The sequence below is a fragment of the Chitinophaga qingshengii genome (assembly GCF_014529935.1).
Lineage (GTDB): Bacteria > Bacteroidota > Bacteroidia > Chitinophagales > Chitinophagaceae > Chitinophaga > Chitinophaga qingshengii.
Genome location: NZ_JACVFC010000006.1, coordinates 269,616 through 295,744, shown reverse-complemented (window position 1 = coordinate 295,744; position 26,129 = coordinate 269,616). Strand labels below are relative to the sequence as shown.

24 protein-coding genes are annotated in these 26,129 nt (G+C 49.2%); 9 read left to right on the top strand and 15 right to left on the bottom strand.

What is annotated here, in order from left to right; genetic code table 11:
• Positions 1-5: 5 nt before the first annotated feature.
• From ICL07_RS30705 to ICL07_RS30685, 5 genes are all read right to left on the bottom strand, one after another.
• Positions 6-1,013, bottom strand: coding sequence for a LacI family DNA-binding transcriptional regulator (locus ICL07_RS30705; RefSeq protein WP_188091876.1), 1,008 nt, complete (start codon positions 1,011-1,013; stop codon positions 6-8).
• 269 nt (positions 1,014-1,282) lie between these two features.
• Positions 1,283-1,747: a MarR family winged helix-turn-helix transcriptional regulator gene (locus tag ICL07_RS30700; protein WP_188091875.1), complete on the bottom strand. Its 465-nt coding sequence runs from the start codon at positions 1,745-1,747 to the stop codon at positions 1,283-1,285.
• Between the two features lie 225 nt (positions 1,748-1,972).
• On the bottom strand, positions 1,973-3,148 hold the full coding sequence (uxuA, locus tag ICL07_RS30695) for a mannonate dehydratase (protein ID WP_188091874.1): 1,176 nt from the start codon (positions 3,146-3,148) through the stop codon (positions 1,973-1,975).
• 102 nt (positions 3,149-3,250) lie between these two features.
• Positions 3,251-4,657 (bottom strand): glycerate kinase type-2 family protein, encoded by a 1,407-nt coding sequence (locus ICL07_RS30690; protein ID WP_281389810.1) that lies wholly within the window; start codon positions 4,655-4,657, stop codon positions 3,251-3,253.
• On the bottom strand, positions 4,579-5,010 hold the full coding sequence (locus tag ICL07_RS30685; RefSeq protein WP_188091872.1) for a hypothetical protein: 432 nt from the start codon (positions 5,008-5,010) through the stop codon (positions 4,579-4,581). Before ICL07_RS30685 ends, ICL07_RS30690 begins: the two co-directional genes overlap by 79 nt.
• Positions 5,011-5,204: 194 nt before the next feature.
• On the opposite strand from ICL07_RS30685, the gene ICL07_RS30680 reads away from it, so the two are divergent.
• Both ICL07_RS30680 and ICL07_RS30675 read left to right on the top strand, forming a co-directional pair.
• Positions 5,205-8,270 (top strand): amidohydrolase family protein, encoded by a 3,066-nt coding sequence (locus tag ICL07_RS30680; protein ID WP_188091871.1) that lies wholly within the window; start codon positions 5,205-5,207, stop codon positions 8,268-8,270.
• 13 nt (positions 8,271-8,283) lie between these two features.
• On the top strand, positions 8,284-9,576 hold the full coding sequence (locus ICL07_RS30675; protein WP_188091870.1) for an amidohydrolase family protein: 1,293 nt from the start codon (positions 8,284-8,286) through the stop codon (positions 9,574-9,576).
• A 70-nt stretch (positions 9,577-9,646) separates the two neighbouring features.
• Here the strand turns inward: ICL07_RS30675 and tyrS are convergent, their stop codons facing one another.
• A complete protein-coding gene (tyrS, locus tag ICL07_RS30670) occupies positions 9,647-10,930 on the bottom strand; it encodes a tyrosine--tRNA ligase (protein WP_188091869.1) in 1,284 nt (427 codons plus the stop codon).
• A gap of 169 nt (positions 10,931-11,099) precedes the next feature.
• On the opposite strand from tyrS, the gene ICL07_RS30665 reads away from it, so the two are divergent.
• Positions 11,100-11,798 carry a TapB family protein gene (locus ICL07_RS30665; RefSeq protein WP_188091868.1) on the top strand — a complete coding sequence of 233 codons (699 nt, stop codon included), beginning with the start codon at positions 11,100-11,102 and terminating at the stop codon, positions 11,796-11,798.
• A gap of 66 nt (positions 11,799-11,864) precedes the next feature.
• On the opposite strand, the gene rfbD is transcribed toward ICL07_RS30665, so the two are convergent.
• From rfbD to ICL07_RS30635, 6 genes are read right to left on the bottom strand one after another with little or no spacing between them, the layout of a single operon-like run.
• A complete protein-coding gene (rfbD, locus tag ICL07_RS30660; protein WP_188091867.1) occupies positions 11,865-12,731 on the bottom strand; it encodes a dTDP-4-dehydrorhamnose reductase in 867 nt (288 codons plus the stop codon).
• A 15-nt stretch (positions 12,732-12,746) separates the two neighbouring features.
• The gene (rfbC, locus tag ICL07_RS30655) at positions 12,747-13,301 is read right to left on the bottom strand and encodes a dTDP-4-dehydrorhamnose 3,5-epimerase (protein WP_188091866.1); all 555 of its coding nucleotides are present in this window, start codon (positions 13,299-13,301) and stop codon (positions 12,747-12,749) included.
• A 9-nt stretch (positions 13,302-13,310) separates the two neighbouring features.
• The gene (gene rfbB, locus ICL07_RS30650) at positions 13,311-14,366 is read right to left on the bottom strand and encodes a dTDP-glucose 4,6-dehydratase (protein WP_188091865.1); all 1,056 of its coding nucleotides are present in this window, start codon (positions 14,364-14,366) and stop codon (positions 13,311-13,313) included.
• Positions 14,367-14,384: 18 nt separating this feature from the next.
• Positions 14,385-15,329, bottom strand: a complete 945-nt coding sequence (locus tag ICL07_RS30645) for a UDP-glucuronic acid decarboxylase family protein (protein ID WP_188091864.1) — start codon at positions 15,327-15,329, stop codon at positions 14,385-14,387.
• Between the two features lie 23 nt (positions 15,330-15,352).
• Positions 15,353-16,663, bottom strand: a complete 1,311-nt coding sequence (locus tag ICL07_RS30640; protein WP_188091863.1) for a UDP-glucose dehydrogenase family protein — start codon at positions 16,661-16,663, stop codon at positions 15,353-15,355.
• On the bottom strand, positions 16,660-17,799 hold the full coding sequence (locus ICL07_RS30635) for a DegT/DnrJ/EryC1/StrS family aminotransferase (protein WP_188091862.1): 1,140 nt from the start codon (positions 17,797-17,799) through the stop codon (positions 16,660-16,662). The genes ICL07_RS30640 and ICL07_RS30635 overlap by 4 nt, the downstream gene beginning before the upstream one ends.
• 110 nt (positions 17,800-17,909) lie before the next feature.
• On the opposite strand from ICL07_RS30635, the gene ICL07_RS30630 reads away from it, so the two are divergent.
• On the top strand, positions 17,910-19,169 hold the full coding sequence (locus tag ICL07_RS30630; protein ID WP_188091861.1) for a 3-deoxy-D-manno-octulosonic acid transferase: 1,260 nt from the start codon (positions 17,910-17,912) through the stop codon (positions 19,167-19,169).
• Here the strand turns inward: ICL07_RS30630 and ICL07_RS30625 are convergent.
• Complete coding sequence (locus ICL07_RS30625) at positions 19,139-20,035, bottom strand: hypothetical protein (RefSeq protein WP_188091860.1); 897 nt, start codon at positions 20,033-20,035, stop codon at positions 19,139-19,141. The genes ICL07_RS30630 and ICL07_RS30625 overlap by 31 nt on opposite strands.
• Before the next feature lie 89 nt (positions 20,036-20,124).
• Between ICL07_RS30625 and ICL07_RS30620 the strand changes: the two genes are divergently transcribed.
• The gene (locus ICL07_RS30620) at positions 20,125-20,694 is read left to right on the top strand and encodes a thymidine kinase (protein ID WP_188091859.1); all 570 of its coding nucleotides are present in this window, start codon (positions 20,125-20,127) and stop codon (positions 20,692-20,694) included.
• Between the two features lie 62 nt (positions 20,695-20,756).
• Here the strand turns inward: ICL07_RS30620 and ICL07_RS30615 are convergent, their stop codons facing one another.
• Both ICL07_RS30615 and accC read right to left on the bottom strand, forming a co-directional pair.
• Positions 20,757-21,242, bottom strand: coding sequence for a GtrA family protein (locus ICL07_RS30615; protein ID WP_188091858.1), 486 nt, complete (start codon positions 21,240-21,242; stop codon positions 20,757-20,759).
• A gap of 54 nt (positions 21,243-21,296) precedes the next feature.
• Positions 21,297-22,787 carry an acetyl-CoA carboxylase biotin carboxylase subunit gene (gene accC, locus ICL07_RS30610; protein WP_188091857.1) on the bottom strand — a complete coding sequence of 497 codons (1,491 nt, stop codon included), beginning with the start codon at positions 22,785-22,787 and terminating at the stop codon, positions 21,297-21,299.
• A 161-nt stretch (positions 22,788-22,948) separates the two neighbouring features.
• Between accC and ICL07_RS30605 the strand changes: the two genes are divergently transcribed.
• From ICL07_RS30605 to ICL07_RS30590, 4 genes are all read left to right on the top strand, one after another.
• Entirely contained in the window at positions 22,949-23,611 is a 663-nt protein-coding gene (locus ICL07_RS30605; protein ID WP_188091856.1) for a heme exporter protein CcmB, read from the top strand.
• Between the two features lie 144 nt (positions 23,612-23,755).
• The gene (gene ccsA / locus ICL07_RS30600) at positions 23,756-24,418 is read left to right on the top strand and encodes a cytochrome c biogenesis protein CcsA (RefSeq protein WP_188091855.1); all 663 of its coding nucleotides are present in this window, start codon (positions 23,756-23,758) and stop codon (positions 24,416-24,418) included.
• Positions 24,415-24,648: a CcmD family protein gene (locus ICL07_RS30595; protein WP_188091854.1), complete on the top strand. Its 234-nt coding sequence runs from the start codon at positions 24,415-24,417 to the stop codon at positions 24,646-24,648. The genes ccsA and ICL07_RS30595 overlap by 4 nt, the downstream gene beginning before the upstream one ends.
• Before the next feature lie 40 nt (positions 24,649-24,688).
• Positions 24,689-26,107, top strand: a complete 1,419-nt coding sequence (locus ICL07_RS30590) for a Glu/Leu/Phe/Val family dehydrogenase (protein WP_188091853.1) — start codon at positions 24,689-24,691, stop codon at positions 26,105-26,107.
• Positions 26,108-26,129 lie beyond the last annotated feature (22 nt).

Genomic DNA, 26,129 nt, shown 5'->3' with positions numbered 1-26,129 from the left:
TTTAATCACTTATAGTTGACCAGCTTACAGGGCATGCGTACCTGCTGGTAACGCTGGGCTTCTCCACCGGAGATCAGTTGTATTAATACTTCCATGGCTTTACTGCCCAGCAGAAAAGGGTTTTCTTCAATAGAGGCGGTAGGCGGCGTATCCAGGAACTGCAGAAATTCATGGTTACCAAAGCCAATAAAATCTACCGGGCCTCTTCTGCCGGCAGCGTTGTTTTTAACGTACTGCATAGCTTCCAGCACTACCAGGTCTTTAAATCCCAGTATAGCCGTTGGCGTGTCCGGCAGCGCCATGAGCTGCGCCATGCAGGCGCGGGTGCTCTCAGGGCTCAGCGTGGTATGGCATATCAGGTCCGGATCAGCAGGCAGCTGGTGTTGTTGCAGGGCATGCAGATAACCGGCCTGCCGTTCTCTGGATGTCAGTAACATTTCCGGGCCGTTGAGATGCGCAATGCGCCGGTGCCCTCTGTTGAGCAGCATCCGGACTGCCTGATGGGCGCCGTCAAACACATCAACGGTTACATAATGACACTCTTTGATGGGAGGCGTACGCATCAGGTACACGATAGGAATGCCCCAGGCTTCCAGTGGCAGCAGGTGATCGCGGCTTTCGGTTTCACTGGTGAGCGCTATTATCAGTCCATCTACGCGGCTGCGCTGCATAAAACCAACGAGCTCCTTTTCCCGTTGCAGGTGGTTGTACGACTGCCCGGAAATAACGTTGTAGGTATGTTGCAGGGCATAATGTTCGGCGCCGCTTAAGGCCTTGGTGAAAAAGTGATCCGTTAGCTGTGGAAGAATAACCCCGATGGTATGGGTTTTCCCGCTTTTAAAATGAATGGCTGTTTGATTAGGGACATAGTGCATGGCGGCAGCCAGCTGGCGGACTTTCTCACGGGTTTGTTCACCAATAGCCGGATGATTGTTGAGTGCTTTGGAAACAGTAGATACGGAGATGTTCAATTGCAGGGCAATTGCCTTGATTGTTGGTATGTTTTTTTTCATCGCGCACGTGGGTATTATTAGGTTGGGACATGGCAGGGATGGGCATCATCCTGCCGTGGCGGAAAAACTATTGGTTGATATATGATAATTGGTTGATAATACGAAGCCTGTGGCTTGTCAGAGGATAGACGCGGGGACGTTGGCGTTGTACTATGATGGCTCAAAAAAAGGCAAAAAAAGACTGTTGGCGTCGGAATACCGGGCCAGTGAGGGGTGTGGGTTAAGAGGTTTGGGATGCGTACAGTACAGGGATAAAGGTTAGGATGGTGTTACAGGCGGAGGCCTTCGTGCAGGCGTAGTAGTACCTGTTTTAAGGTGGTAATGTCTTGTTCTCCCACCACGTCGGTGTAGCCCGCTTCAATTTCTTTGATGGATTCGGAAGCCTCAATCAGCAGCATTTTCCCCTTGTCGGTGAGGAAGATGAGGCTGGCGCGATTGTCGGTGTCGTGTTTGCGGGTAGCGATGTAACCGTCTGCTTCCAGATTTTTGACCACTTTGCTCATGGCTTGTTTGCTGATGCGGGCCTTTTTAGCCAGTTCATTGTTGATGGTGCCGGCATCGTCAATGTTGATCAGGACTACCATATCTCCCGCCCGGAAGTTGCGGTGCCCCAGTCCCACCAGTTTTTCTGTCAGACGCTGGTCCACGTCCTTTTTTACGAGGCTTAGCAGTCGTCCAAGACTGGACGTTCTCCTGATGAGAGAAGCCTCGTACCTTTCTTCAATTGTACTCATAGATACTGTGTAGGTTTAGTATGTCGAAATAACGAAGGGCTGACTTTTTTGGAGTCAACCCTTCGTATCAATATGATAAAGAACAGCGCTGTTTGTACGCGTAATCAGCCATTACGGTATGGTTTCAAATATGCTTTCTGCTCTGGCGTAGCATCTCAGTCCGACGATGGTATTGCTTATCCCCACCCTTACTCTTTGTGCAGACCTGATACTGGTAGATGTCAGTCAATCAGAGCCTAAGGCCCCGGCTATACCCATTTCCAGGCCTCTCAGCTCGGCCAGTCCGCGCAGGCGGCCGATAGCGCTGTATCCCGGATTGGTTTTTTTCTGCAGGTCGTCCAGCATCTGGTGTCCATGGTCCGGCCGCATAGGAATGGAAACATTGCGGCGTTTCATGGTGAGCAGGATGTTTTTCACCACGGCAAACATATCTACATCGCCTTCCAGGTGGTTGGCTTCGTGGAAGTTGCCCTGAGCGTCACGCTGGGTGCTGCGCAGGTGGATGAAATGGATATGATCGCCTAAACGTTCGATCATGCCCGGCAGGTCGTTGTCGGCCCGTACGCCATAGGAACCGGTGCAGAAGCACAGTCCGTTGGAAGCGTAAGGAGCGGCAATCAACAGTTCTTTGGCGTCCTGCTCGGTGCTCACGATACGGGGCAGCCCGAAAATCGGGAACGGAGGATCGTCCGGGTGGATGGCCAGTTTTACACCCACCTCTTCTGCTACCGGCGCTATCTGCTGCAGGAAGTAGAACAGGTGCAGCTTCAGCTGGGTGGCGTCGATGCCTTTGTATTTGTCGAGTGCTGCCTGGAACTGTTCCAGGGAAAAACTCTCTTCGGAGCCGGGCAAACCGGCAATAATATTTTTCTGTAACAGCTGTTTGGATTCGGCTGTCATACTGTCGAAATGTTCCTTGGCACGGGAGATCTCTTCTTCCGTGTAATCTTTTTCCGCCTCCGGACGTTTCAGCATGAACAGGTCAAATGCCATGAACGCTGCTTTTTCAAAACGCAGTGCTTTGGAACCGTCAGCCACTTCATAACTGAGGTCGGTGCGGGTCCAGTCCAGCACCGGCATAAAATTGTACGTTACTACGTGGATACCGGCAGCGGCCAGGTTCCGGATAGATTGCTGGTAATTGGCAATGTATTCCCGGAAATTACCACGCTGCGTTTTAATATCTTCATGAACAGGGATGCTCTCTACTACAGACCAGGTCAGGCCTGCTGCTTCGATCTCCGATTTACGCTTTAAAATTTCTTCCGTCGTCCACACTACTCCATTGGGTACATGGTGCAATGCTGTCACGATACCGGTAGCACCGGCCTGTTTAATATCAGACAGGCTAACCGGATCATTGGGCCCGAACCATCGCCATGTCTGTTCCATTCTCAGCATAATGCAATATTGGTTTTAGTAAAATCCAGAACTTGTGAATCAAACCCCAAAAATAGAATCTATCAGCAGATAATCAAAGTTTAAATAACAAAAGCTGCCGGTTTATGTCAGCAGTACGATCATGAGATCCATCACATTGGTTTGTGTAGGCCCTGTAATCAGCAACCCGCCTGCTTTTGAGAAGAATGTCCACGCGTCCTGCTGTTGCAGGAACTGTTGCGGGTCCAGTTGCAGGCTGGCCGCTTTTTTTAGGGTATAGGCATCCACGATGGCGCCGGCGGCATTGGTAGGACCATCTGTACCATCCGTACCGGCGCTGAGCAGCGTAATACCAGTCTGCCCATCGAGCGCTATCGCTGCGGCCAGCGCCAGCTGCTGATTGCGCCCTCCTTTGCCGTCGCCGGTCACCTGTACGGTGGTTTCCCCGCCCATGAGTAAACAGCCGGGCCGTGGCCCCTGATAGTGCCGGGCGGCGGCTATCAGCGTTTCAGCTACCGTATGTGCATCACCGGTAGTATCTGCGGCCAGTATCTGTGTATGGTATCCCAGGCTACGGGCTTTATCTGCCGCGGCTTCCAGGGCAATGTGATTGGTGCCGGCCAGGTAATGACGTACCCGCGCAAAAACGGCATCGCCGGCTTTGGGCGTATCCGGTATTGTGCCGGCCATACCATCATGCAGATACTCACGCAAGCTATAGGGGATAAGGGCCAGCAGCCGGTATTTTTCCAATATGGCAATGGTATCTGCAAAGGTAGACGGGTCGGGCACGGCAGGCCCGGAGCCGATCACACTCAGGTCGTCGCCCACTACATCGCTCAACACCAGGGAGCATAACGTAGCAGGATATATGTTTTGCGCCAGCCATCCTCCCTTTATTTTAGAGAGATGCTTACGCACGATGTTCATTTCGTGAATGCCCGCACCACTTTTCAGCAACAGGGAAAACAACTGTTGCACATCTTCCAGGGTACTGCCTTCCGGTACATCGGCCAGCAGGGAAGAGGCGCCTCCGGACAGCAGCAGGATCACGAGGTCCTGTACTCCGGCGGTAGCGGCTATTTCCAGGAAACGTCGTGAGGCTTCCACACTGTGTTGGTCCGGTACAGGGTGACCGGCTTCCAGCAAAACAAGATGTTGTAAGGGTAAAGCGTGCCCGTGTTTAGTGACTACGAGGCCTTCGGGGCGTATATGTCCTTCCAGTACCTTCTCCAGCTCCTGTGCCATAGCAGCAGCGGCTTTGCCGGCCCCCAGTACGATCAGGCGGCCCTGTGGGGGCAAAACATATTCATCTCCCGAAATAAGAATAGTGGAAGTGTCCTTTACCTGCACATGACGGCGGATCAGCTGAACAGGATGTACAGCAGACACGGCATGCATAAAAATGGTTTGTATGTCGCTGATAGCTGAAATGATGATGTCGTTTTTCGTTAGGAACGATTCGCTTCCTTGCGTTGTCTTTTCTTTTCCATCTTTTTTTCCAGATGCTCTTTTTTGCTCATCTCCCAATCATTCCATCTTTTGTATTGGGTAGCAGAGAGCACTGTCTTAAAACGCTGGCTGCGCTCTGTTTCCAGCGCTTTCATTTGCCGCATCCGCTCTTTTTGGGTCAATTCCGTGTTAGCGCGGATAACGTCCATCCGGCGGATGATGTCCTCATTGATGGCGTAAATTTCCTTGTATTGCGATTTGTTGAGGCCTACCTGTTTGGAGATTTTATCGCTGATTTTGTCTGCCCTGCCTTCTACGCCCCAGCGGCCCCTGTTATAGGCGCTGTCCTGCGTTTGTGCAGAGGTGGTCAACCGGATGCCCGTCAACAGGCAACACAACAGAAGAACCGGGGGAAGAGAAAATATCTTCATAGTCAGCAATTATTATATGAAATTTAGACAAACTTAATGGTAAACCCTTTTCAAATTATCCCTTTTTCGTGTTAATGCAAAAAACTATTGGAGATACCATTCATAAAAAAAAGGGATAATTACTAACTCCGCCATCAATCATTTATTACATTTAAGACCAGCAACTGAAAATCTGAATCGAAAAAAAACCGAACATGAAAAGAGCTTTTGAGAAACCCGGGAGGGCCCTGCTTTCCCGTGGCGTCGCCTATGCCCTGAACCGGCACCGCAGTAAGCTGCTGGTGTTCTCGCTACTGTTGGCAGGCTCCTATGCCCATGCACAGGAAACCTATCCTGTAAATGGAATTGCAGACCCGAAGGAAGGCTGCTTTGCTTTTACCCACGCTACCATCGTTAAAGATGCACAAACTACCCTCAGCGATGCTACGCTGGTGATCCGTGACGGCAAAATTGTGGCTGCGGGTCCGGGTACTGCTATCCCGAAAGATGCGGTGGTGGTGGATTGTAAAGGGAAGTACATCTATCCTTCTTTTGTAGACATCTTCAGCAACTACGGTCTGGCAGAGCCTAAACGCACCAGCGGCGGATGGAATGCGCCACCACAGTTCCTGTCTAACACCAAAGGCGCCTATGGCTGGAACCAGGCCATTAAAAGTGAGGTAAACGCGGTCGACCTGTTCAACACGGATGATACGAAAGCAGCCTCCCTGCGGGAAGCCGGCTTTGGTACGGTGGCAACGCAACAAACAGACGGCGTGGCCCGCGGTACTGCCGCACTGGTAACCCTCGCATCTGACAAGGAGAACAAGGTGATCATCCGCGAAAAAGTAGCGGCTGGCTATTCTTTCGATAAAGGCAGCTCCACCCAGAATTATCCCAATTCACAAATGGGATACATCGCCCTGCTGCGCCAAACCTACCTCGACGCACAATGGTATAAGTCGCAGCCGGCTAAGGAAGGCGTTAACCTCAGCCTCCAGGCCTGGAACGCCAACCAGCAACTGCCACAGATCTTTGAAGTAAAAGATAAATGGGATGCCCTCCGGGCAGATAAAATAGGGGATGAATTTGGGGTGCAATATATTATCAAAGCCGGAGGCAACGAATACCAGCGTATCGCTGAAGTAGCCGCCACCAAAGCCACCTTTATCCTGCCGCTTAATTTCCCCGGCGCTATCGATGTGGAAGACCCCAACGATGCCCGGTTTGTATCACTGGCTGAAATGAAACATTGGGAGATGGCTCCTTCACAGCCCGCCGCCTTTGAAAAAGCCAATATCCCGTTCTGCCTAACGGCAGCAGACCTGAAGGATGTGAAATCATTCCTCTCCGGTGTGCGCAAAGCCATCGAATACGGGCTGAGCGAACAGAAAGCACTGGAAGCACTCACTAAAACACCTGCTACCACCCTGAAAGTATACGATAAAGTAGGAAGCCTGGAAGCCGGTAAACTGGCCAACTTCCTCATCACTTCGGGTCCGGTGTTCAAGGAAAATACACTTATCCTGCAAAACTGGGTACAGGGCAACCGCTACCTCGTAAAACAGGATGGCTGGAATGATATCCGTGGTATTTATACCGTTACCCTTTCTCCGGGCAGCAGCATCACGGTGGAGGTAAAAGGCACGTCCTCTGCACCTTTGCTGTCGGTATTGCAAAAAGATACTATTCCCGGCCGCATCGACATCAACGGTAAACTGGTAACGCTGTCCCTGCCACTGGTGAAGAACGGCCGCAGCAGCGTACGGCTCAGTGGCCTCATCGGCGACAACGGCTGGTCTGGTACCGGTGTAGATACCACCGGCGCCAATGTACGCTGGAACGCTGTATTTGCCCGCACGGCCCCGGTTAAAGCAGATTCTGCGAAGAAGAACAACCGCGCGGATATAGGGGCGTTGTATTATCCTTTCAATGGCTATGGCTGGGATAAACTGCCGCAACAACAGGATATACTCATTAAAAACGTTACGGTATGGACCAACGAAACAGCCGGTAAACTGGAAAATACCGACGTACTGGTACGTGCCGGCAAAATCGCGCAGATCGGTAAAAACCTGTCCGCCGGCAATGCCCGTGTGATTGACGGTACCGGCAAACACCTGTCAGCCGGTATTATCGACGAACACTCCCACATCGCTATCTCCAATGGCGTGAACGAGTCGTCTCAGGCTGTTACCGCCGAAGTACGTATCGGTGATGTGCTCAACCCGGATGATGTGAACATTTACCGGCAGCTGAGTGGTGGCGTCACCGCCTCACACCTGCTGCATGGCAGCGCCAATCCTATCGGCGGCCAGTCGCAGCTCATCAAAATGCGCTGGGGGCAGGATGCAGAAGGGTTGAAAGTCACCAACTGGGACCCTTTCATCAAGTTCGCACTCGGTGAAAACGTAAAACAATCCAACTGGGGCGAACGTAATACGGTACGTTTCCCGCAAACCAGGATGGGAGTGGAACAGGTATACGTTGATGCGTTTACCCGTGCCCGTGACTATGAAAAACAAGGCGCCAATAAACGCCGCGACCTGGAACTGGACGCGCTCGTGGAAATCCTCAACGCCAAACGTTTCATCACCTGCCACTCTTATGTGCAAAGCGAAATCAATATGCTGATGCATGTTGCCGACAGCTTCCATTTCCGTGTCAATACCTTCACACATATCCTGGAAGGTTATAAAGTGGCCGACAAAATGAAAGCCCATGGCGCCGGCGCCGGCACCTTCGCCGATTGGTGGGCATACAAAATGGAAGTGCAGGACGCTATCCCGTACAACGCTGCTATTATGCATAAAGTAGGGGTGGTGACCGCCATCAACTCCGACGATGCTGAAATGGCCCGTCGCCTGAACCAGGAAGCCGGTAAAACGGTAAGATATGGCGGCGTACCGGAAGAGGAGGCACTGAAAATGGTGACGCTCAATCCTGCCCGGCTGCTGCATGTGGACAACCGCATGGGCAGCGTGAAAGTAGGTAAAGACGCTGACCTGGTGTTGTGGAGTGATAATCCGCTGAGCATTTATGCCAAAGCAGAGAAAACCATTGTAGATGGCATCGTGGAATTTGACCGCGACTATGACCTGCAACTGCGCCAGCGTATTGCCGCAGAACGTAACCGCCTTATACAGAAACTGCTGGGCGAAAAGAAAAAAGGCACGCCCACACAGAAAGCTGCTTTTACACCAGACGAAATGTACCATTGCGAAGATCTGCAGGGTGGCCATCAGGAAGGCCTGGGATTAACTACCGGCGCCGGGTTCTAAAAACTGAAATATCATGAAAAGAAGCATATATCTACTGGCCCTGGCTTTTGGCGTAAGTTCCGCCTATGCCCAGGAAACCATTTCACCGGCGGGTCCGCAGGATAAGCCAGTATATCTTACCAACGCCGTGATCCATGTAGGCAACGGCCAGGTCATTGAAAACGGTACTATTGCCTTTGCCAAAGGGAAAATTACCGCGGTAGGCGCAGGGGTGTCTGCCCCCGGCGATGCCACCGTACTGGATATGAAAGGACAGCATGTGTATCCCGGCATCATTGCACCGGACACCAAGCTGGGCCTTGTGGAGTTTGAGAGCGTAAGGGCCACGATCGATGCCAGAGAAGTAGGAGAGATCAACCCTTCCATCCGTTCCATTATCTCCTATAACACCGATTCCAAGGTGATCAATACGCTGCGGTCCAACGGTATCTTACTGGCACAGGTCACCCCTGAAGGTGGTGTGATCAGCGGTACTTCTTCCGTGGTACAGCTGGATGCCTGGAACTGGGAAGACGCTGCCTATAAAACAGACAACGGGTTACATTTCTTTATGCCCCGCCTGGTGAACTTTGGTTCCGGCCGTGGTTTCCGCGGACCGCAAGCGAAAGACCCCGTGAAAGAAGGGCAGGAGCAGGTGGAGAAAGTACGGGTGTTTTTCCGTGAAGCCAAAGCATACCTGGCGGAAAATAAACATGCCGCTACAAATATTAAGTTTGAGGCGATGCGTAAGCTGTTTAACCGCGAGCAGAAACTGTTTATCCACTGTGAACTGGTAAAGGAAATGCTGATTGCCATTGATTTTGCCAAAGAATTCAACATGGAGGTAGTGATTGTTGGCGGAGCAGATTCCTGGCAGATTGCCGACCTGCTGAAACAAAACAATATCGCCGTAGTACTGGCGCAACCGCATAGTTTGCCGTTGATGCAGGACGACGATATTGATCAGCCCTACAAAACAGCTGCGCAATTGCAGAAAGCGGGAGTGCTGTTTTGCCTCAGCAATGAAGGTTTCTGGCAGCAGCGCAACCTGGGTTACGAAGCCGGTACGGCGAGTACTTTTGGGCTGAGCCGGGAAGAGGCTTTGTCCGCCGTAACGCTGAATGCTGCTAAAATACTGGGTATTGACAAAGTGGCCGGTTCACTGGAAACCGGTAAAGACGCCAATATTGCGGTTAGCAACGGTGATATGCTGGATATGAAGTCCAGTGTGATTACCCGTGCTTTTATCCAGGGCAGGGAAATCAACCTGGATAACAAACAGCATCAGTTGTACGAAAAATATCAGCAGAAATACAGTATCAAATAACGGCTATATCAACATAAAAAAAGGGAAGATCGTGTATTGATCTTCCCTTTTTTATGTTGATATCGTTTGATTATACCGCTTTTACGAGGATATAATTTTCTTTCCCTTTTTGTACCAAAATATATTTATCCCGAAGCAGCGAGCTGGTATTAACAGCTGCGTCTATGCCAGGCACTTTGGTTTTGTTGATGCTGATACCGCCACCTTGTACCATTTTACGGGCTTCTCCTTTACTGGTGAAGATACCGGCATCTGCAAGGAAGCTAACAATATCCTTACCTGCTTCCAGATCGGTTTTAGGTACTTCGCGTTGAGGTACTCCCTCCATTACTTCCATTAACTCGTCTTCAGACAGCGCCAGTAATATTTCTGCCGTGTTTTTGTTGAAGAGTATAGAGGAGGCAGATACTGCGAATTTATATGCTTCTTCACCATGGATGAAGGTGGTTACTTCCTGTGCCAGCCTTTTTTGCAAAACACGTTTGCCTGTATCTTGTCTGTGTTCTTCAATCAATGCATCCACTTCTTCTTGTTCGAGGAAAGTGAATATTTTGATATAGCTTTCTGCGTCCACATCACTGGTATTGAACCAGAACTGATAAAACGTGTAAGGCGAAGTCCTTTTCGGGTCCAGCCATACGGTACCTTGTTCGGTTTTACCGAATTTGGTGCCATCTGCTTTTTTGATCAGCGGGCAGGTGAAGGCGAAGGCCTGGCCCTGTGCCTTGCGGCGGATCAGTTCCGTGCCGGTAACGATATTGCCCCATTGATCGGAGCCGCCCATCTGTAGTTTACAGTTTTTGGCGGTATACAGGTGAAAGAAGTCGTATCCCTGAATAAGCTGATAGGTAAATTCGGTGAAAGACATCCCGTTGTCGCCTTCGATTCTTTTTTTCACAGAATCTTTGGCCATCATATAGTTGACGGTGATGTGTTTACCCGTATCGCGGATAAAGTCGAGGAAGGAAATGTGTTGAAACCAATCGTAGTTATTCACCATTTCCGCCGCATTAGGTTTGGCAGGATCAAAATCCAGGAAGCGCTCCAGTTGTTTCCGGATACCATTCACATTTTTTTGAAGGGTTTCGTCGTCGAGCATTTTCCTTTCTTCTGCCTTGAATGAGGGGTCGCCTACCATACCGGTAGCGCCGCCTACTAACGCCAGGGGCTTATGTCCTGCCTTTTGCAGGTGCACCAGCAGCAGGATGGGTACCAGGCTACCGATGTGCAATGATTCTGCAGTAGGGTCGAAACCAATATAAGCGGTGGTCATTTCCTTTTGCAGTTGCTCGTCCGTGCCAGGCATCATATCCTGTAGCATACCCCGCCAGCGCAGTTCTTCTATCAGATTCATGATTCAATAACAATTTTTGCAAACCTACACAAAAATGTGGGAACAGGGGGTGTTTTAGCTGTAAACGACTGTTTTTTCGGCGGGTTGCGGAAATGCTGTATTTTTAACGCAGTCTGCCCCAGGCAGATGATTCACCTGGTTATATATTATTTCCAAAAAAATATTTGTTATGAAAAAAGGAGGATATTTTATCCTGATGTTATTACTGGTGGCCGGATCACTGTCTGCTCAGGACTGTGGCGGTTATTATTACCTGCTCAATAATGCGCAGGTGGAAATGACCATGTATGACGGCAGTAAGGCAGCCGTGGGCAAAACGGTGTATAAAGTCAGTAATGTTCATAAAGACGGCGCCGGTACCACTTCCGATTTCACTGCTACAGTGTATGATAAAACCAATCAGATGATTACCACCAGTGAAGGGCAGTTCAAATGCACCGGCGAAGGAATAGCAGTGGATATGAAAATGGGCATGCCTTCTATGTCGCAACTGAAAGACCTGAAGATGGAAGCGAAGACCACCAATGCTTTCCTGACTTATCCTGCCAATATGCAGGTAGGACAGGACCTGAAAGGAGGTACTTTTGAAATGGCCGGTAATTTGGGAGGTATGGATGTAGGCGTGGCGTATACGGTGAGTGACCGTAAAGTGGTGGGCAAGGAAAAAGTGATCACATCTGCTGGTAGCTGGGACTGCTACAAAATCAATTATCACCTGTCGTTTAAAATGCAGATGCTGGGAAATACGGTGCCGATGGACCTGACGGCGACGGAGTGGTTTGCGCCGGGTTTTGGTGCGGTGAAGACCGTATCCTATAATAATGGTAAAGAAGCCGGCAGTATGGAGATCACAGGGTTCAAAAAATAACAAAATCCGTAAATCAATAAATTCCTAAATGAAAAAGGCCTTGTATCACTACAAGGCCTTTTTTATTTACATCCTCCGGAGACACTTTACCAGGCTGTCGCGCCAGTAAGGTATCTGTATGCCGAAAGTAGTTTTGATCTTTTCTTTATTGAGTACACTGTATGCTGGTCTTGCGGCAGCCGTTTTGTATTTATCGGAGGTAACCGGCAACACCCTGGTGGTGGCAGCGGTGAGCTCCTTAATGGTAACGGCGAAGTCGTACCAGCTGGTAACACCTTCGTTGCTATAATGATATATGCCGCCGAGCGTAGCGTCGGGGTGGTTGGCTTTGTACTGTAGTATGTCCAGCAGGGCGGTGGCCAGGTCGCCCGCATAGGTAGGTGTACCGGCCTGGTCAAATACCACGCTCAGTTCTTCTCTTTCACGCATCAGTTCCTGCATCCGTTTTACGAAGTTGACGGCATATTCTGAGTATAGCCAGGAAGTGCGGACCACGATAGTATCGGGGTTGTAACCAACGGCTGCTGCTTCGCCACGGAGCTTGGAGGCGCCGTAGATGCTTTGCGGGTCTGTATCGTCTTCTTCGGTGTAAGGCACATTTTGTTTACCGCTGAAAACATAATCGGTGGAAATATGGATCAGTTGTGTATGGTGTTGCGCGCATACTTCCGCCAGTGCCAGGACAGCCTGGAAGTTGAGCAGAAAGGCGGTTTCTTCATCAGATTCTGCTTTGTCAACTGCCGTATAGGCGGCACAGTTAATACAGGCATCTATCTGGTTGGCGCCGAAATAGGTGGCCAGTGCTGCGTTGTCGGTGATATCCAGTTCAGTGGCGTCGGTAAAAACCAGGTTGAACTGTGGATAAGCTTCGCCGGCCTTCTTCAGGGATTGTCCCAGTTGGCCGTGTCCGCCGGTAATAAGAATGTTTTTCATGACAAATAGCTGCTGTTAAAACACAAAATTATGGGTCACATCTGCCAGTTTGGGCAACACCAGATCTTTTTCCGATACCAGTGCTTTGTCCAGGTCAATACCCCAATCAATGCCCAGGGCGGGATCATTATAGATAATTCCGCCTTCACTGCCTTTGTGATAAAAATTATCACATTTATACATCACTTCCGCTGTTTCGCTGATAACGGCATAGCCATGGGCAAATCCTTTGGGTACCAGGAGTTGCAGCTTATTGGCTGCACTCAGTTCTATGGTGTAGGATTTGCCATAGGTGGGAGATCCTTTACGGAGGTCTACTACTGCATCGATGATGCTGCCTTCCAATACCCTGATCAGTTTGGTCTGGGCATGGGGTTCCAGCTGATAGTGCAGGCCCCGCAGCACACCGTAGGTAGAACGGGCCTGGTTATCCTGTACAAAATTGTATTCCTGGCCGCCGGCGCGGAAGGTATTGGCATTATAGCTTTCGAAGAAATATCCGCGATGGTCTCCGAAGACGGTAGGTTCGTATATGACTAATCCGGGAAAACCGGTCTCTGAAAAAGGCATAGCTGGTAATTATCGCTTTTGATACTGCTCCTGGTAATAGTTTTGATAGTTGCCACTGGTAACATGTTGTAACCACTCTTCGTTGGAGAGGTACCAATCTACGGTTTTTTCCAGGCCTTCCTCAAACTGGAGGGAGGGTTCCCACCCCAGTTCCTTGTTCAGTTTGGAGGCATCGATGGCATAACGGAGATCGTGGCCCGCACGGTCTTTTACGAAGGTAATCAGCTGAGCGGAAGTGCCCTCAGGGCGGCCCAGTTTTTTATCCATGATACGGCATAACAGCTGTATCAAATCGATGTTTTTCCATTCGTTGAAGCCGCCAATATTGTAGGTTTCTCCAATTCTGCCTTTGTGGAAGATGGTATCAATAGCCCGGGCATGATCGTTTACATATAACCAGTCACGAACGTTTTCTCCCTTACCATATACAGGTACCGGCTTATTATTTTTGATGTTGTGGATAGCCAGCGGAATTAGTTTCTCCGGAAAATGATGGGACCCGTAGTTGTTGGAACAGTTGGAGATGATAGCCGGAAGGTGATACGTATGATGATAAGCCATCACAAAATGATCTGAGCTGGCTTTGGAGGCTGAATATGGCGACCGTGGATCATAGGCGGTGGTTTCATGAAAGAAACCTTCTGCGCCGAGAGAACCATACACTTCATCGGTAGATACATGGTAAAATAATTTATTGTCCATGTTGTCTTTCCAGTGTTTACGGGCAGTATTGAGCAATACAGCTGTTCCCATCACATTGGTTCTGATGAAAGCCAGCGGGTCCATAATTGAGCGGTCCACATGACTTTCAGCAGCCAAATGTATCACTCCATCAAACTGGTACTTCCCAAAAAGCTGATCAATGAAAGTTTCATCAGTAATATCTCCTTTTTCAAAAATATAATTCGGAAGATCTTTTACATCCAACAGATTCTCGAGGTTACCGGCGTAGGTCAGCGCATCAAGGTTCACGATCTGGTAATCTGGATATTTGGTAACAAATAGTCTGACTACATGTGAACCGATAAAACCTGCTCCGCCTGTAATAAGTATATTCCGTTTCATGGAATGATGAATAGTTTTTTATTTTAATAATGCCTGTTTAAAATATTCGTAGGTGATCCTTAAGCCTTCCTGTCTGCCCACTTTGGGTTCCCATCCCAGCAGGGTACGGGCCTTGGTAATATCCGGCTGCCGTTGTTTCGGATCGTCCTTCGGTAACGGATGGTAAACAATTTTCTGTTTGGTTCCGGTCAGTGCAATGACTTCTTCTGCAAACTGATTAAGGGTGATCTCTTCCGGATTGCCAATATTCACCGGCAGGTGATAGTCGCTCAGTAACAGGCGGTAAATGCCTTCTACGAGATCGTCTACATAACAGAAAGAACGGGTTTGTTTGCCATCGCCGAATACGGTGAGGTCCTGTCCATTCATCGCCTGGCTTAAAAATGCCGGTAAGGCGCGGCCATCATTGAGACGCATACGGGGACCGTAAGTGTTAAAGATACGTACGATCCTGGTTTCCACACCATGAAAATTATGATAAGCCATGGTAATGGACTCCAGGAATCTTTTGGCTTCGTCGTACACTCCCCTGGGGCCTACCGGGTTTACATTACCCCAGTATTCTTCCGTTTGTGGATGCACGTTAGGATCGCCATATACTTCGGAGGTGGAAGCTACCAGTATGCGGGCTTTCTTTTCCTTAGCCAGTCCCAGCAGGTTATGCGTTCCGAGTGATCCTACTTTCAGGGTCTGGATCGGCATTTTCAGGTAATCTATCGGGCTGGCCGGCGATGCGAAATTAAGAATGTAATCCAGTTTGCCGGGTACATGAACAAACTTGGTAACATCGTGGTGATAATACTCAAAATCTTGTAAGGGGAACAGATGTTCAATATTTTTGAGGTCACCAGTAAGAAGGTTGTCCATGGCAATCACATGAAAACCTTCTTTAATAAAGCGGTCGCACAGATGCGAGCCAAGAAAGCCGGCTGCGCCGGCTATCAGGATTCTCTTTTTTTCCATGTATTCAAGGTATGTTGTGATCTTTAAGCAATTGAAGGACGACCCACACTCTCATAATGATATCCCATTTCCTTCATCCGTGCTACTTCAAACAGATTGCGGCCATCGAAGATAGCTTTATTTTTCAGGGCGGTAGAAATTTTATGGAAATCCGGGGTCCTGAATACGCTCCACTCAGTGGCGATAATCAATGCATCGGCCTTTTCCAGGCAGGTATACTGATGTTCGGCATAGGTGATTTTATCGCCTACTATCTGTTTTACATTGGCCATGGCTTCAGGATCGAATACAGATACCGTAGCGCCGGCAGCCAGCAGGGCATCAATGATGTATAATGCCGGAGCTTCGCGGATGTCGTCTGTATTGGGTTTGAAAGCCAGGCCCCATAAGGCGAAATGTTTGCCCTTCAGGTCGTTATTAAAGTATGCAGCGATTTTAGGCAATAAAAACAGTTTCTGTTTTTCGTTGACATCCATCACGGCATTGAGTATACGGAAGTCGTATTGTACGTCTTCGGAGGACTTTACCAGGGCCTGTACGTCTTTCGGGAAACAGCTGCCACCGTAGCCAATACCGGGAAACAGGAAACGTTTACCGATACGGTCGTCGCTGCCAATGCCTCTGCGTACCATGTCCACATCCGCGCCCAGTTTCTCGCACAACACAGCGATCTCGTTCATAAAAGAGATCTTGGTGGCCAGGAAGGAATTGGCCGCGTATTTGGTCAGTTCGGCAGATTTTTCGTCCATGTAGATGACAGGGTTGCCTTGCCTTACAAACGGGGCATACAACTCACCCATTACTTTGCGGGCTCTGTCGGAATTGGTACCGATGACTACACGGTCCGGTTTCATGAAATCGTCTACTGCCACGCCTTCACGCAGGAATTCGGGGTTAGAAACCACGTCGAAAGCTGTTTTACAGTTCCGGGCGATGGCCGCGGTCACCTTTTCGGCGGTACCCACCGGAACGGTGCTTTTGTCAACGATCACCTTATAGTCGGTCATCAGATGCCCCAGTTGTTCTGCTACTTTCAGTACAAAAGAAAGGTCTGCGGAGCCGTCTGCGCCGGGAGGGGTGGGCAATGCCAGGAAAATAACTTCGGCATCACGGATACCATCTTCCAGGCTGGTGGTGAAAAATAAGCGTTGTTCCTTGAGGTTACGTTCAAACAGTTTTTCCAGTCCGGGTTCGTAAATAGTGATCTGGCCGGAAGATAGTTTCGCTACTTTGTTGGCGTCGATGTCTACGCAGGTAACTTCATTGCCTGTTTCTGCGAAACAGGTGCCGGTTACCAGTCCTACGTAACCGGTGCCTACTACTGTAATCTTCATGCTGGGAGATAATTTAGAAATGATTTGACAGAGTGAATAATGTGATCTAACTGATCTTTGTCCATTTCAGTGTGTATCGGCAAGGAAATAACCTTGGTGGTGAGGTCGTCGGTTACGGGTAAGTCAAAGGTAGCTCCGCCAAAATGCTCGAACATTTTCTGACGATGAGCCGGTACAGGATAATAAATCATGGCTGGCACCTGATGATCGGCCAGGTATTGTTGCAGCTTGTTCCTGTCTGCTCCATGTAACTGGATAGTATATTGATGAAACACATGATAGCTGTTGGCTGCACGATGTGGCGTGGTAATCTGCGGCATGTCGGCAAAAGCGGCGTCGTAGGCGTCTGCAACGGCTCTGCGGGCGTTGATATATTCGTCGAGCAACGGCAGTTTAATGCGTAAAACCGCTGCCTGAACAGAATCCAGGCGGGAATTAACACCCACTACATCATGATAATAACGGGCTGACTGGCCGTGGTTGGCTACCATCCTGATTTTGGCTGCCAGTGCGTCGTCGTTGGTGAACAAAGCGCCACCATCGCCATAACATCCCAGGTTTTTGGAAGGGAAGAAGGAAGTACAGCCGATATGACCAATAGCACCTGCTTTTTTCACGCTGCCATCAGCAAAGGTGTAGTTACCACCGATGGCCTGGGCATTATCTTCAATAACATAGAGATTATGTTTGGCGGCAACAGCCATCAGCGGCTCCATGTCAGCTACATGACCATAGAGATGCACAGGCACGATAGCTTTGGTTTTAGGCGTAATAGCTTTTTCCACGGCGGCTACGTCCAGGCAGTAAGTCTGCGGGTCTACGTCCACAAACACCGGCTTTAGCTGTAGCAGCGCTATCACTTCGGCTGTCGCGATAAATGTAAAAGATGGTGTAATCACTTCGTCCCCCGGCTGCAAATCCAGTGCCATCATAGCGATTTGTAAGGCATCGGTGCCGTTGGCGCAGGGTATTACGTGCTTGATGTCCAGGTACTGTTGCAGTTCTTCCGCAAATTTCTGTACGGCTCCGCCATTAATAAAAGCGGCACTTTCCAATACTTCCTGGATGGCAGCATCCACTTGCGGTTTAATCTTCGTGTACTGGCGTTTCAAGTCAACCATCTGAATAGGCACCATATAATATGTATATTTTTATTTTGTTTAAAGTGTGCAAATTTACAAATTTTGGGAATGGGTGAGGATTATCTTTGCAGGACGATTAAATTTCAGTAAAAGTACGCAGACGGATGTTAGCAAGGGCAATTTACAATACAGGTATCCGCTTATACCGGGCGGGTGTAGGCCTGGCAGCCATGGGCGGCAAAAAGAAGGCATCTTTATGGCTAAAAGGCCGTCAACACTGGCGTTCCAGGATGAAACAGGCGGGTATAGGCCAACACCGGCTGATCTGGGTGCATGCTGCTTCGCTGGGTGAGTTTGAACAAGGCCGCCCCGTACTGGAGGCGCTTCGCCGGCAATACCCTGCATATAAAATTTTGTTAACATTTTTTTCCCCCTCGGGCTACGAGGTAAGAAAGGACTATCCGGGCGCCGATTACGTATGTTACCTGCCATTGGATACCCGCCGTAATGCGCGCGATTTTATGGATATTGCCCGGCCCCACCTGGCTATCTTCATTAAATACGAGTTCTGGTATCATTTCCTCACGGAACTGTATACACGAAAAATACCGGTGTTGCTGGTATCCGGCATTTTCCGGGAAAGCCAGTCTTTTTTTAAAGGCTATGGCGGCATGTTCCGCCGCCTGTTGCAACAGCTGACCCACGTCTTTGTACAAAATGAAAGCTCCCTGCGCCTGTTGCAGGGCATCGGTATACAAACGGCCAGCGTAAGCGGTGATACGCGGTTTGACCGGGTAGCGGCGCTGCTGACGGAACAGGCTTCGTTGCCATTAGCAGCACAGTTTGCGGGCAACAGCCGGTTACTGGTGGCTGGCAGCACCTGGCCGGAAGATGAACAGCTGCTTGCTTCCTGGTGGAAACAAACCCGGCGGGAGGGACTGAAACTGGTTCTGGCGCCCCACGAAATCCAGGAATCACATATCCGGCAAATACAGGGACTGTTCCCGGAAGCGGTTACCTGGTCGGCCCTGAAAACCGGCGCTACGGCTTCTGACGTACTGATCATTGATAATGTGGGTATGCTCACTACCCTGTACCGTTATGCCCATATTGCTTATGTAGGCGGCGGTTTCGGGAAAGATGGTATTCATAATGTGCTGGAACCGGCGGTATACAGCAAACCGGTGATCATCGGACCGGAATACAGTAAATACTTTGAAGCGGTAGAACTGGTATCGCAGAAAGGCGCGCTGGTGGTATCGGGATTGTCTAACCTGGAAGACTATATGAAACGGCTATTGCAGGAGCCTGCTTTTTACGCAGAAACGGCTGCTATAGCCGGAAACTATGTCCAGGCCAACAAAGGGGCTACCGGTAAAATCCTGGAATATATTCAGGAAAAACGTTTTCTGAGCAAAGAATAGAAATGTTGTACCAGGTGATGATCATCCTGCCATCCCTGAATAATCTTAATTTCCCGCTGTATCCAATAATCTGCTTCCTGCAGGGTATTGCATTCATTGATGGTTTTTACGGAGCGCTCATAGAGATCTGTGTCCCCGCGGAACAGTTCCTGGATGAACTGGTATTTGTCGTTGATACCGATGGCGGCGCGCAGGTCTTTGACGGGCATATCTCCCAGTTTCTGGGCTACTTCCGTTTGTTGCTGCCGTAGCCGGTCGTTGAGGGAAAGGCCGCTATGATTGCCTACCAGCTCGTTCAGGTCCTTGCGGATACCATTGGTATCTGGTGTGGCAGGGTGTTTCGCCGGAGCGGGAGCCGGTGCTGATACTGCTGCCGGAAGGTCCGGTTGATCAAACAGGGTAGCCGGTGCCGGTGTTTTTTCCTTCGGTTTCTCTTTCTCTTTCTCTATGGGAACAGGGTTGCTGAAGACAGGCTCCTGTAATGGTTCATGTGTGGGCGGCGGCGGGGAAGCAGCTGCCAGTGTGGGAATGGGCTGTGCGGTGATAACCGGTTCCGGTTTGGCCGGAATAGGATCTGCTGCTACAGCGGATTGTGGATAACCTGCGGCCTGTACTTCCGGTTTATCTGCCGGTAATGTTGTAGTTTGCGCTGCGGTTGTTGAAGGAGGTGATATCATAGGCGCGCGCATGGGCATGATCACGGCGATATGCTGTCTGTCCTGCTTCTCTTGTTGTTGCTGTTGTTTGTTTCGCACATACAACACTTCCGCCTGCAATAACTGTACATAGTAAGATATCGCCTGCAGGTCTGCACCGGAATTTTTCAATTCCTGTAACTTCTCAATTAATGCATTTATTTTTTCCATGCCTTAATTGTTAACGCTTGGTGATAGGAAATATTTTATTTGTATAAAATTAGCGTATTTTAATTAATTAATAATCAAAATAATACAATATGTTTATTGAACCTTCTCTTGCAGGAGGACGGAGGGGCTGGATCGAGGTAATTTGCGGCTCTATGTTCTCGGGAAAAACCGAAGAGCTGATCCGCCGCCTGAAACGTGCCCGTATTGCCAACTTAAAGGTGGAGATCTATAAACCGGTGATAGATACACGTTATGATGAAGGCAGCATTGTATCCCACGATGAAAATAAGATTGTTTCCACCCCCATTGAAAATTCACAGCAAATCCTGTTACTGGCGCAAGGTGTAGACGTAATAGGCATAGATGAGGCCCAGTTTTTTGACGCGGAACTGCCTTCTGTCTGCGATCAGCTGGCCCTGCGGGGTATCCGGGTGATTGTAGCGGGGCTTGATATGGATTATACCGCTAAGCCCTTCGGGCAGATGCCTTTTATGCTGGCCAAAGCCGATTATATCACTAAACTCCACGCCATCTGCGTATGCTGTGGCAATATTGCCAACTATTCCTTCCGTAAATCACCGGAAAAAGAAACGTTGCTGCTGGGGGAAAAAGATTTATACGAACCCCGCTGCCGCCATTGTTATTACGAGGTAGAATAATAAAACAACGAGGCCAACCGGAAAGGTTGGCCTCGTTGTTTATGGAATATGATCACCGGTTATTATGATACCGTTTGTTTTACTTTAAAAGTGAATTTTTTCTGGGTGAGATAACTGAAGATGACCACCAGCGCGGTAGTACAGATTTTACCCACGGTAGGATAGAAGTGCAGCCTGTCTACAAACAACTTCATCAGGAAGTAGTTGAGCAGAATACAAATGCCTACCAGCACAAAATACCGGAACAACTGTACACGGCCCCGGAGGTTGGATTCCGAAAATACCACGTATTTACTGAGTAGAAAACCTGTAGGGAAAGTAACGGCCATCGACATAAACAGGGCCGCGATGTGCGCACTGATATCCAGGAACGGCAGGTGGATCATCTCTTTGTTGAGCACAAAATTGTAGCATATAAAATACAAAAAGATATCCATAGCCGTATTCCCGCCACCACAGGCCAGATAGCGGAATGTTTGCCGGGGCATTACCCGGGCAAACGGCTGGTAGAAGAAGTCGATGATTTGTAGAATGATCCTGCGTAACATGTTAAAAACTTCGCGAAGTTAGTCGTTTTCAGATTTTTCGGAACCTATTTAAACTTATCTTAACATATTTCTTTTTTTCCAGGCAGATGGAGGCTGTTTTTCATTACCGGTCACTGGTTGTAAAGCTACGCTTTGTTGCTGCCACACTTGTGCAGCCAGTATGGCTGCCAGCTTATCTATGTCCGGACGCTCTGCCAGCAAGGCTTGCGGCGTATAATATTTATTGATAAAGTTGGTATCAAAACGGCCTTCTATAAACGCAGGTTGTTGCAGGGCCCAGTGTCCGAAGGGCAGGGTAGTACGGATACCTTTCACCTGGTATTCTTCGATGGCGCGGATCAGCCGGTAGCGGGCTTCTTCGCGGGTGCTGCCCCAGGTAATGAGTTTGGCGATCATCGGATCATAGAAAATCGGGATGTTCATCCCCTGTTCGTAGCCGTCATCTACACGTACGCCGTAGCCCTGCGGACGGATATACGTTTCCAGGCAGCCGGTATCCGGCAGGAAGTTATTGGCCGGGTCTTCGGCGCATATACGCAGTTCTATCGCATGTCCGTTGATGGTAAGATCTTCCTGGGCAAACGATAGTTTTTCACCCCGGGCGATCCGTATCTGTTCCTTTACCAGGTCCAGTCCCGTGATCAGCTCCGTTACTGGATGTTCTACCTGTAAACGGGTGTTCATCTCCAGGAAATAGAAGTTCAGCTGCTCATCTACCAGGAATTCCACGGTACCGGCGCCATAATAATTACAGGCTTTGGCCACATCTACGGCACATTTGCCCATAGCGGCCCGGATAGCGGGCGTTAGTATGGAAGATGGCGCTTCTTCGATCAGTTTCTGGTGACGGCGCTGGATAGAGCATTCCCGTTCAAACAGGTATACGCAGTTGCCATGCTGGTCGCCCAGGATCTGTATTTCGATATGGCGGGGAGCGCCCACATATTTTTCAATGAAAACGGCATCATCGCCGAAGGCGCTAAGGGCCTCACTTTTAGCCAGGCGGATCTGTTCTTCCAGTTCTTCGGGAACATTGACAACCCGCATACCTTTACCACCACCACCGGCGGAAGCTTTGATCAGAATAGGGAAACCGGTTTTTTTCACCACTTCCCGGGCTTCTTCCACACTGCGAAGCGGTGTTTCGGTACCGGGTACCATGGGTACGCCGAATTTTTGCGCGGCCTGTTTGGCGGCCAGTTTGCTGCCCATAACTTCAATAGAGGCGGCAGCAGGCCCGATAAAAGTGATACCGGCATCAGTCACCTGTTGGGCGAATCGTGCATTCTCACTTAAAAACCCGTAGCCCGGATGAATGCCGTCAGCGCCCCTTTCTTTGGCTACCGCAATGATTTTTTCTCCCAGCAGATACGATTGGCTGGATGGTGCAGGCCCGATGCACACGGCTTCGTCGGCATACTGCACAAAAGGCATGGTGCGGTCAGCTTCTGAATAAACGGCTACTGTCTTTATTCCCATCTCACGGGCAGAACGCATAATACGTAAGGCTATTTCTCCACGATTGGCTACCAGGATCTTTTTCATGCAAAATTTTTAACAAGCAGCTAATATAAGGAATCAATTACGAATGGAGAATTACGAATGACGAATGAAGGGGACTCGATGGAGCAGTCAATTAGCAGATGGCTCATAAAGCAGCCTTAAATTCGTCATTCGTAATTCCTAATTCGTAATTTCGCGCTCAAATGAAAAGTACCATCCATCAAATATATACCCTGGTCCGTAAGGACCTGGTGCTGGAACTGCGGCAACAATACGCCTTTTACGGGGTGTTGCTCTATATCATTTCCACCGTTTTTGTGATCAACCTGATGATGGGAAAACCGGATGATAAACTGTGGAACGCCCTTTTCTGGGTGATACAGCTGTTTGTAGCGGTAAACGCCATTGCCAAAAGTTTTATGCAGGAAAACAGGGGACGGCTCTTATATTTTTACTCACTCACTTCTCCCAGGGCTTTCATAGCGGCCAAGCTGATCTATAATGTTATCCTGATGATGCTGATGAGCCTGATCGCGCTGGTATGCAGCTTTATGTTCCTGGGCAACCCGCTGAACAATACCGGCTATTTCGTTGGCATTGTATTGCTGGGTGGCACCAGCCTGAGCCTGTTATTTACCGTACTGGCGGCTATTGCGGCACAGGCCAACCATAACGCTGCCCTGATGGCGGTAATGGGCTTTCCGCTGATGATGCCCATGCTGATGCTGCTGGCCAACGTGTCCTTGTCGGCTTTTGTGACAGTATACCAACCGGGCCTGCCTAAAATGTTTTTCCTGCTGGGAGGGATGGACCTCCTCACTATCGCCCTCACCATGGTGCTCTTCCCGTTTTTGTGGAAGGACTGATTTTCGAAATATCGAACATTTCTGCTACTTATATAAACGGATTTTAACGGGTAATTCAGGATTTTGGATAAACTTAAAATCGCGTAAAATCTTTGCGATTAAGGATAAAACGTGTAGGTTTGCCCCGGAATATTGCTGTTAAAAATGGCCAGACATTGGTGGAAAGCATTAGCGATACTGCTTCTGATTTATGTAATTATCGCCGGGTTCACTATTAAAATACCAATTATAGGAACCAATGGACAATCATCCCGTGGATTGTTTTTTCATGTGCCAATGTGGATATGTATGTATACCATGTTCACCATCTCCGTCGTTAACTCCCTCCTTTACCTGTCAAAATATGATCTGAGAAGAGACGTATATGCCTCCAGTGCAGCACGGGTAGGCGCCTTTTTTGGCGTGCTGGGGTTTGCGACCGGTTCCCTCTGGGCTACCTATACCTGGGGAGGCACCCTCACAGACGACCCTAAACAAATGTGCACGGCCATCGCCATCCTTATTTACCTGGCTTACCTGGTACTGCGCATCTCCATTCATGATATTGACAAAAGAGCCCGTATCTCTGCGGTGTTCAACATTTTTGCCTTTGCCCTGCTCATCCCGCTGACTTATATTATCCCCCGCATGGTGGACTCCCTTCACCCGGGAAGCGCTACCACGCCCGGATTTGCTTCGAAAGACACGGACGGCGGCATGAAAATGGTACTGTACCCGGCCTTCATCGGCTGGACGCTCCTCAGTGTATGGATCTATACACTCGTAGTCCGGTATAAAAAACTTGAGCTTAAAAATATTTTTAAATGATCAATAAAGCGTTTTCATTCTGCCTGACAATCACCCTCCTGCTGGTGTCGGTCCTGGCAAATGCACAACAACAGGATACAGAGTCAGGGGCCGTAAATCAGTTCTTCCGCAGCAATAACAAAATATATGTGATCGTCGGTGTGTTGTTGATCATCTTCCTGGGTATTGTTCTCTTCCTCATTAACCTGGACAGAAAGATCAGCAAGTTGGAGCAGCGGGATAAAAAATAATCCGTGATAATCTAATCGTTATACCAAAACAATACATATTATGTCGCAAGATCAGCATTATAGCTTTTTCCAGAGCGTGGAAAAAAGTTTCGACAAAGCCGCTGTATTCACCAAATGGGATAAAGGTATCCTGGAGCAGATCAAAGCCTGTAACGCCGTTTACCAGATCAAATTTCCGGTAAGAATAGGCGATGGTGTACAGGTAATTGAAGCTTACCGGGTACAGCACTCCCATCACAAACTGCCCTGTAAAGGTGGTATCCGCTTCAGCGATGAAGTAAACCAGGATGAGGTGATGGCCCTGGCTTCCCTGATGACCTACAAATGCGCGATCGTAAACGTGCCCTTTGGTGGCGCCAAAGGTGGTATCAAAATTAATCCCCGCAACTATACTCCCTTCCAGCTGGAAGCAATTACCCGCCGTTATACCGCTGAACTGGTAAAGAAAAACTTTATCGGCCCCGGTACCGACGTTCCGGCTCCTGACTATGGTACCGGTGAAAGAGAAATGAGCTGGATACTGGATACTTACATGAGTCTCCGCCCGGGTGAAATTGACGGCTACGGCTGCGTTACCGGTAAACCGGTATCCCAGGGCGGCGTACGCGGACGTACTGAAGCTACAGGCCTCGGTGTGTTCTACGGCCTGCGTGAGCTGTGCAACATCAAGGAAGATATGGAACGCCTCGGCCTTACTACCGGCATCGAAGGTAAACGTGTGGTGGTACAAGGTATGGGTAACGTAGGTTATCATGCTGCCAAATACTTCCACGAAGCAGGTGCTAAAGTAATCTGCCTCATCGAATGGGATGGCGCCATCTTCAACGAAAATGGCCTCGATCCTGATGCAGTACAGAAACATAAAAAAGAAACCGGCTCTATCATCAACTTCCCGGGTTCTGCCAACCTGAATAAAAATACGGACGGTCTGGAACTGGAATGCGAAATCCTGATCCCTGCCGCGCTCGAAAACGTGATCGATAAACACAACGCTCCTAATGTAAAGGCTAAGATCATCGGTGAAGCCGCCAACGGCCCGCTCACGCCGGAAGCTGATGAAATCCTGAACAAAAAAGGCGTTATCGTAGTGCCGGACATGTTCCTGAACGCCGGCGGTGTAACCGTTTCTTACTTCGAATGGCTGAAAAATCTGAGCCACGTGCGTTATGGCCGTCTGGGCAAACGTTTCGATGAAAACATGAATATTCACATTCTGCAAACCATCGAAGACCTGACCGGTAAAAAAGTATCTGAAAAAGAAAGGAAATTCATCGGTCATGGCGCCGACGAAGTAGATCTGGTGTACTCCGGTCTCGAAGAAACCATGCACGCTGCCCTTCACGAGGTGCGCGACGTAATGATGGCCAATCCGCAGATCCACGATATGCGTACAGCCGCTTATGTGGTAGCGATTAACAAGGTGGGTGCCGCTTACGAGCAACTGGGTATCTTCCCTTGATCATTTAGGGATTTAGTTATTT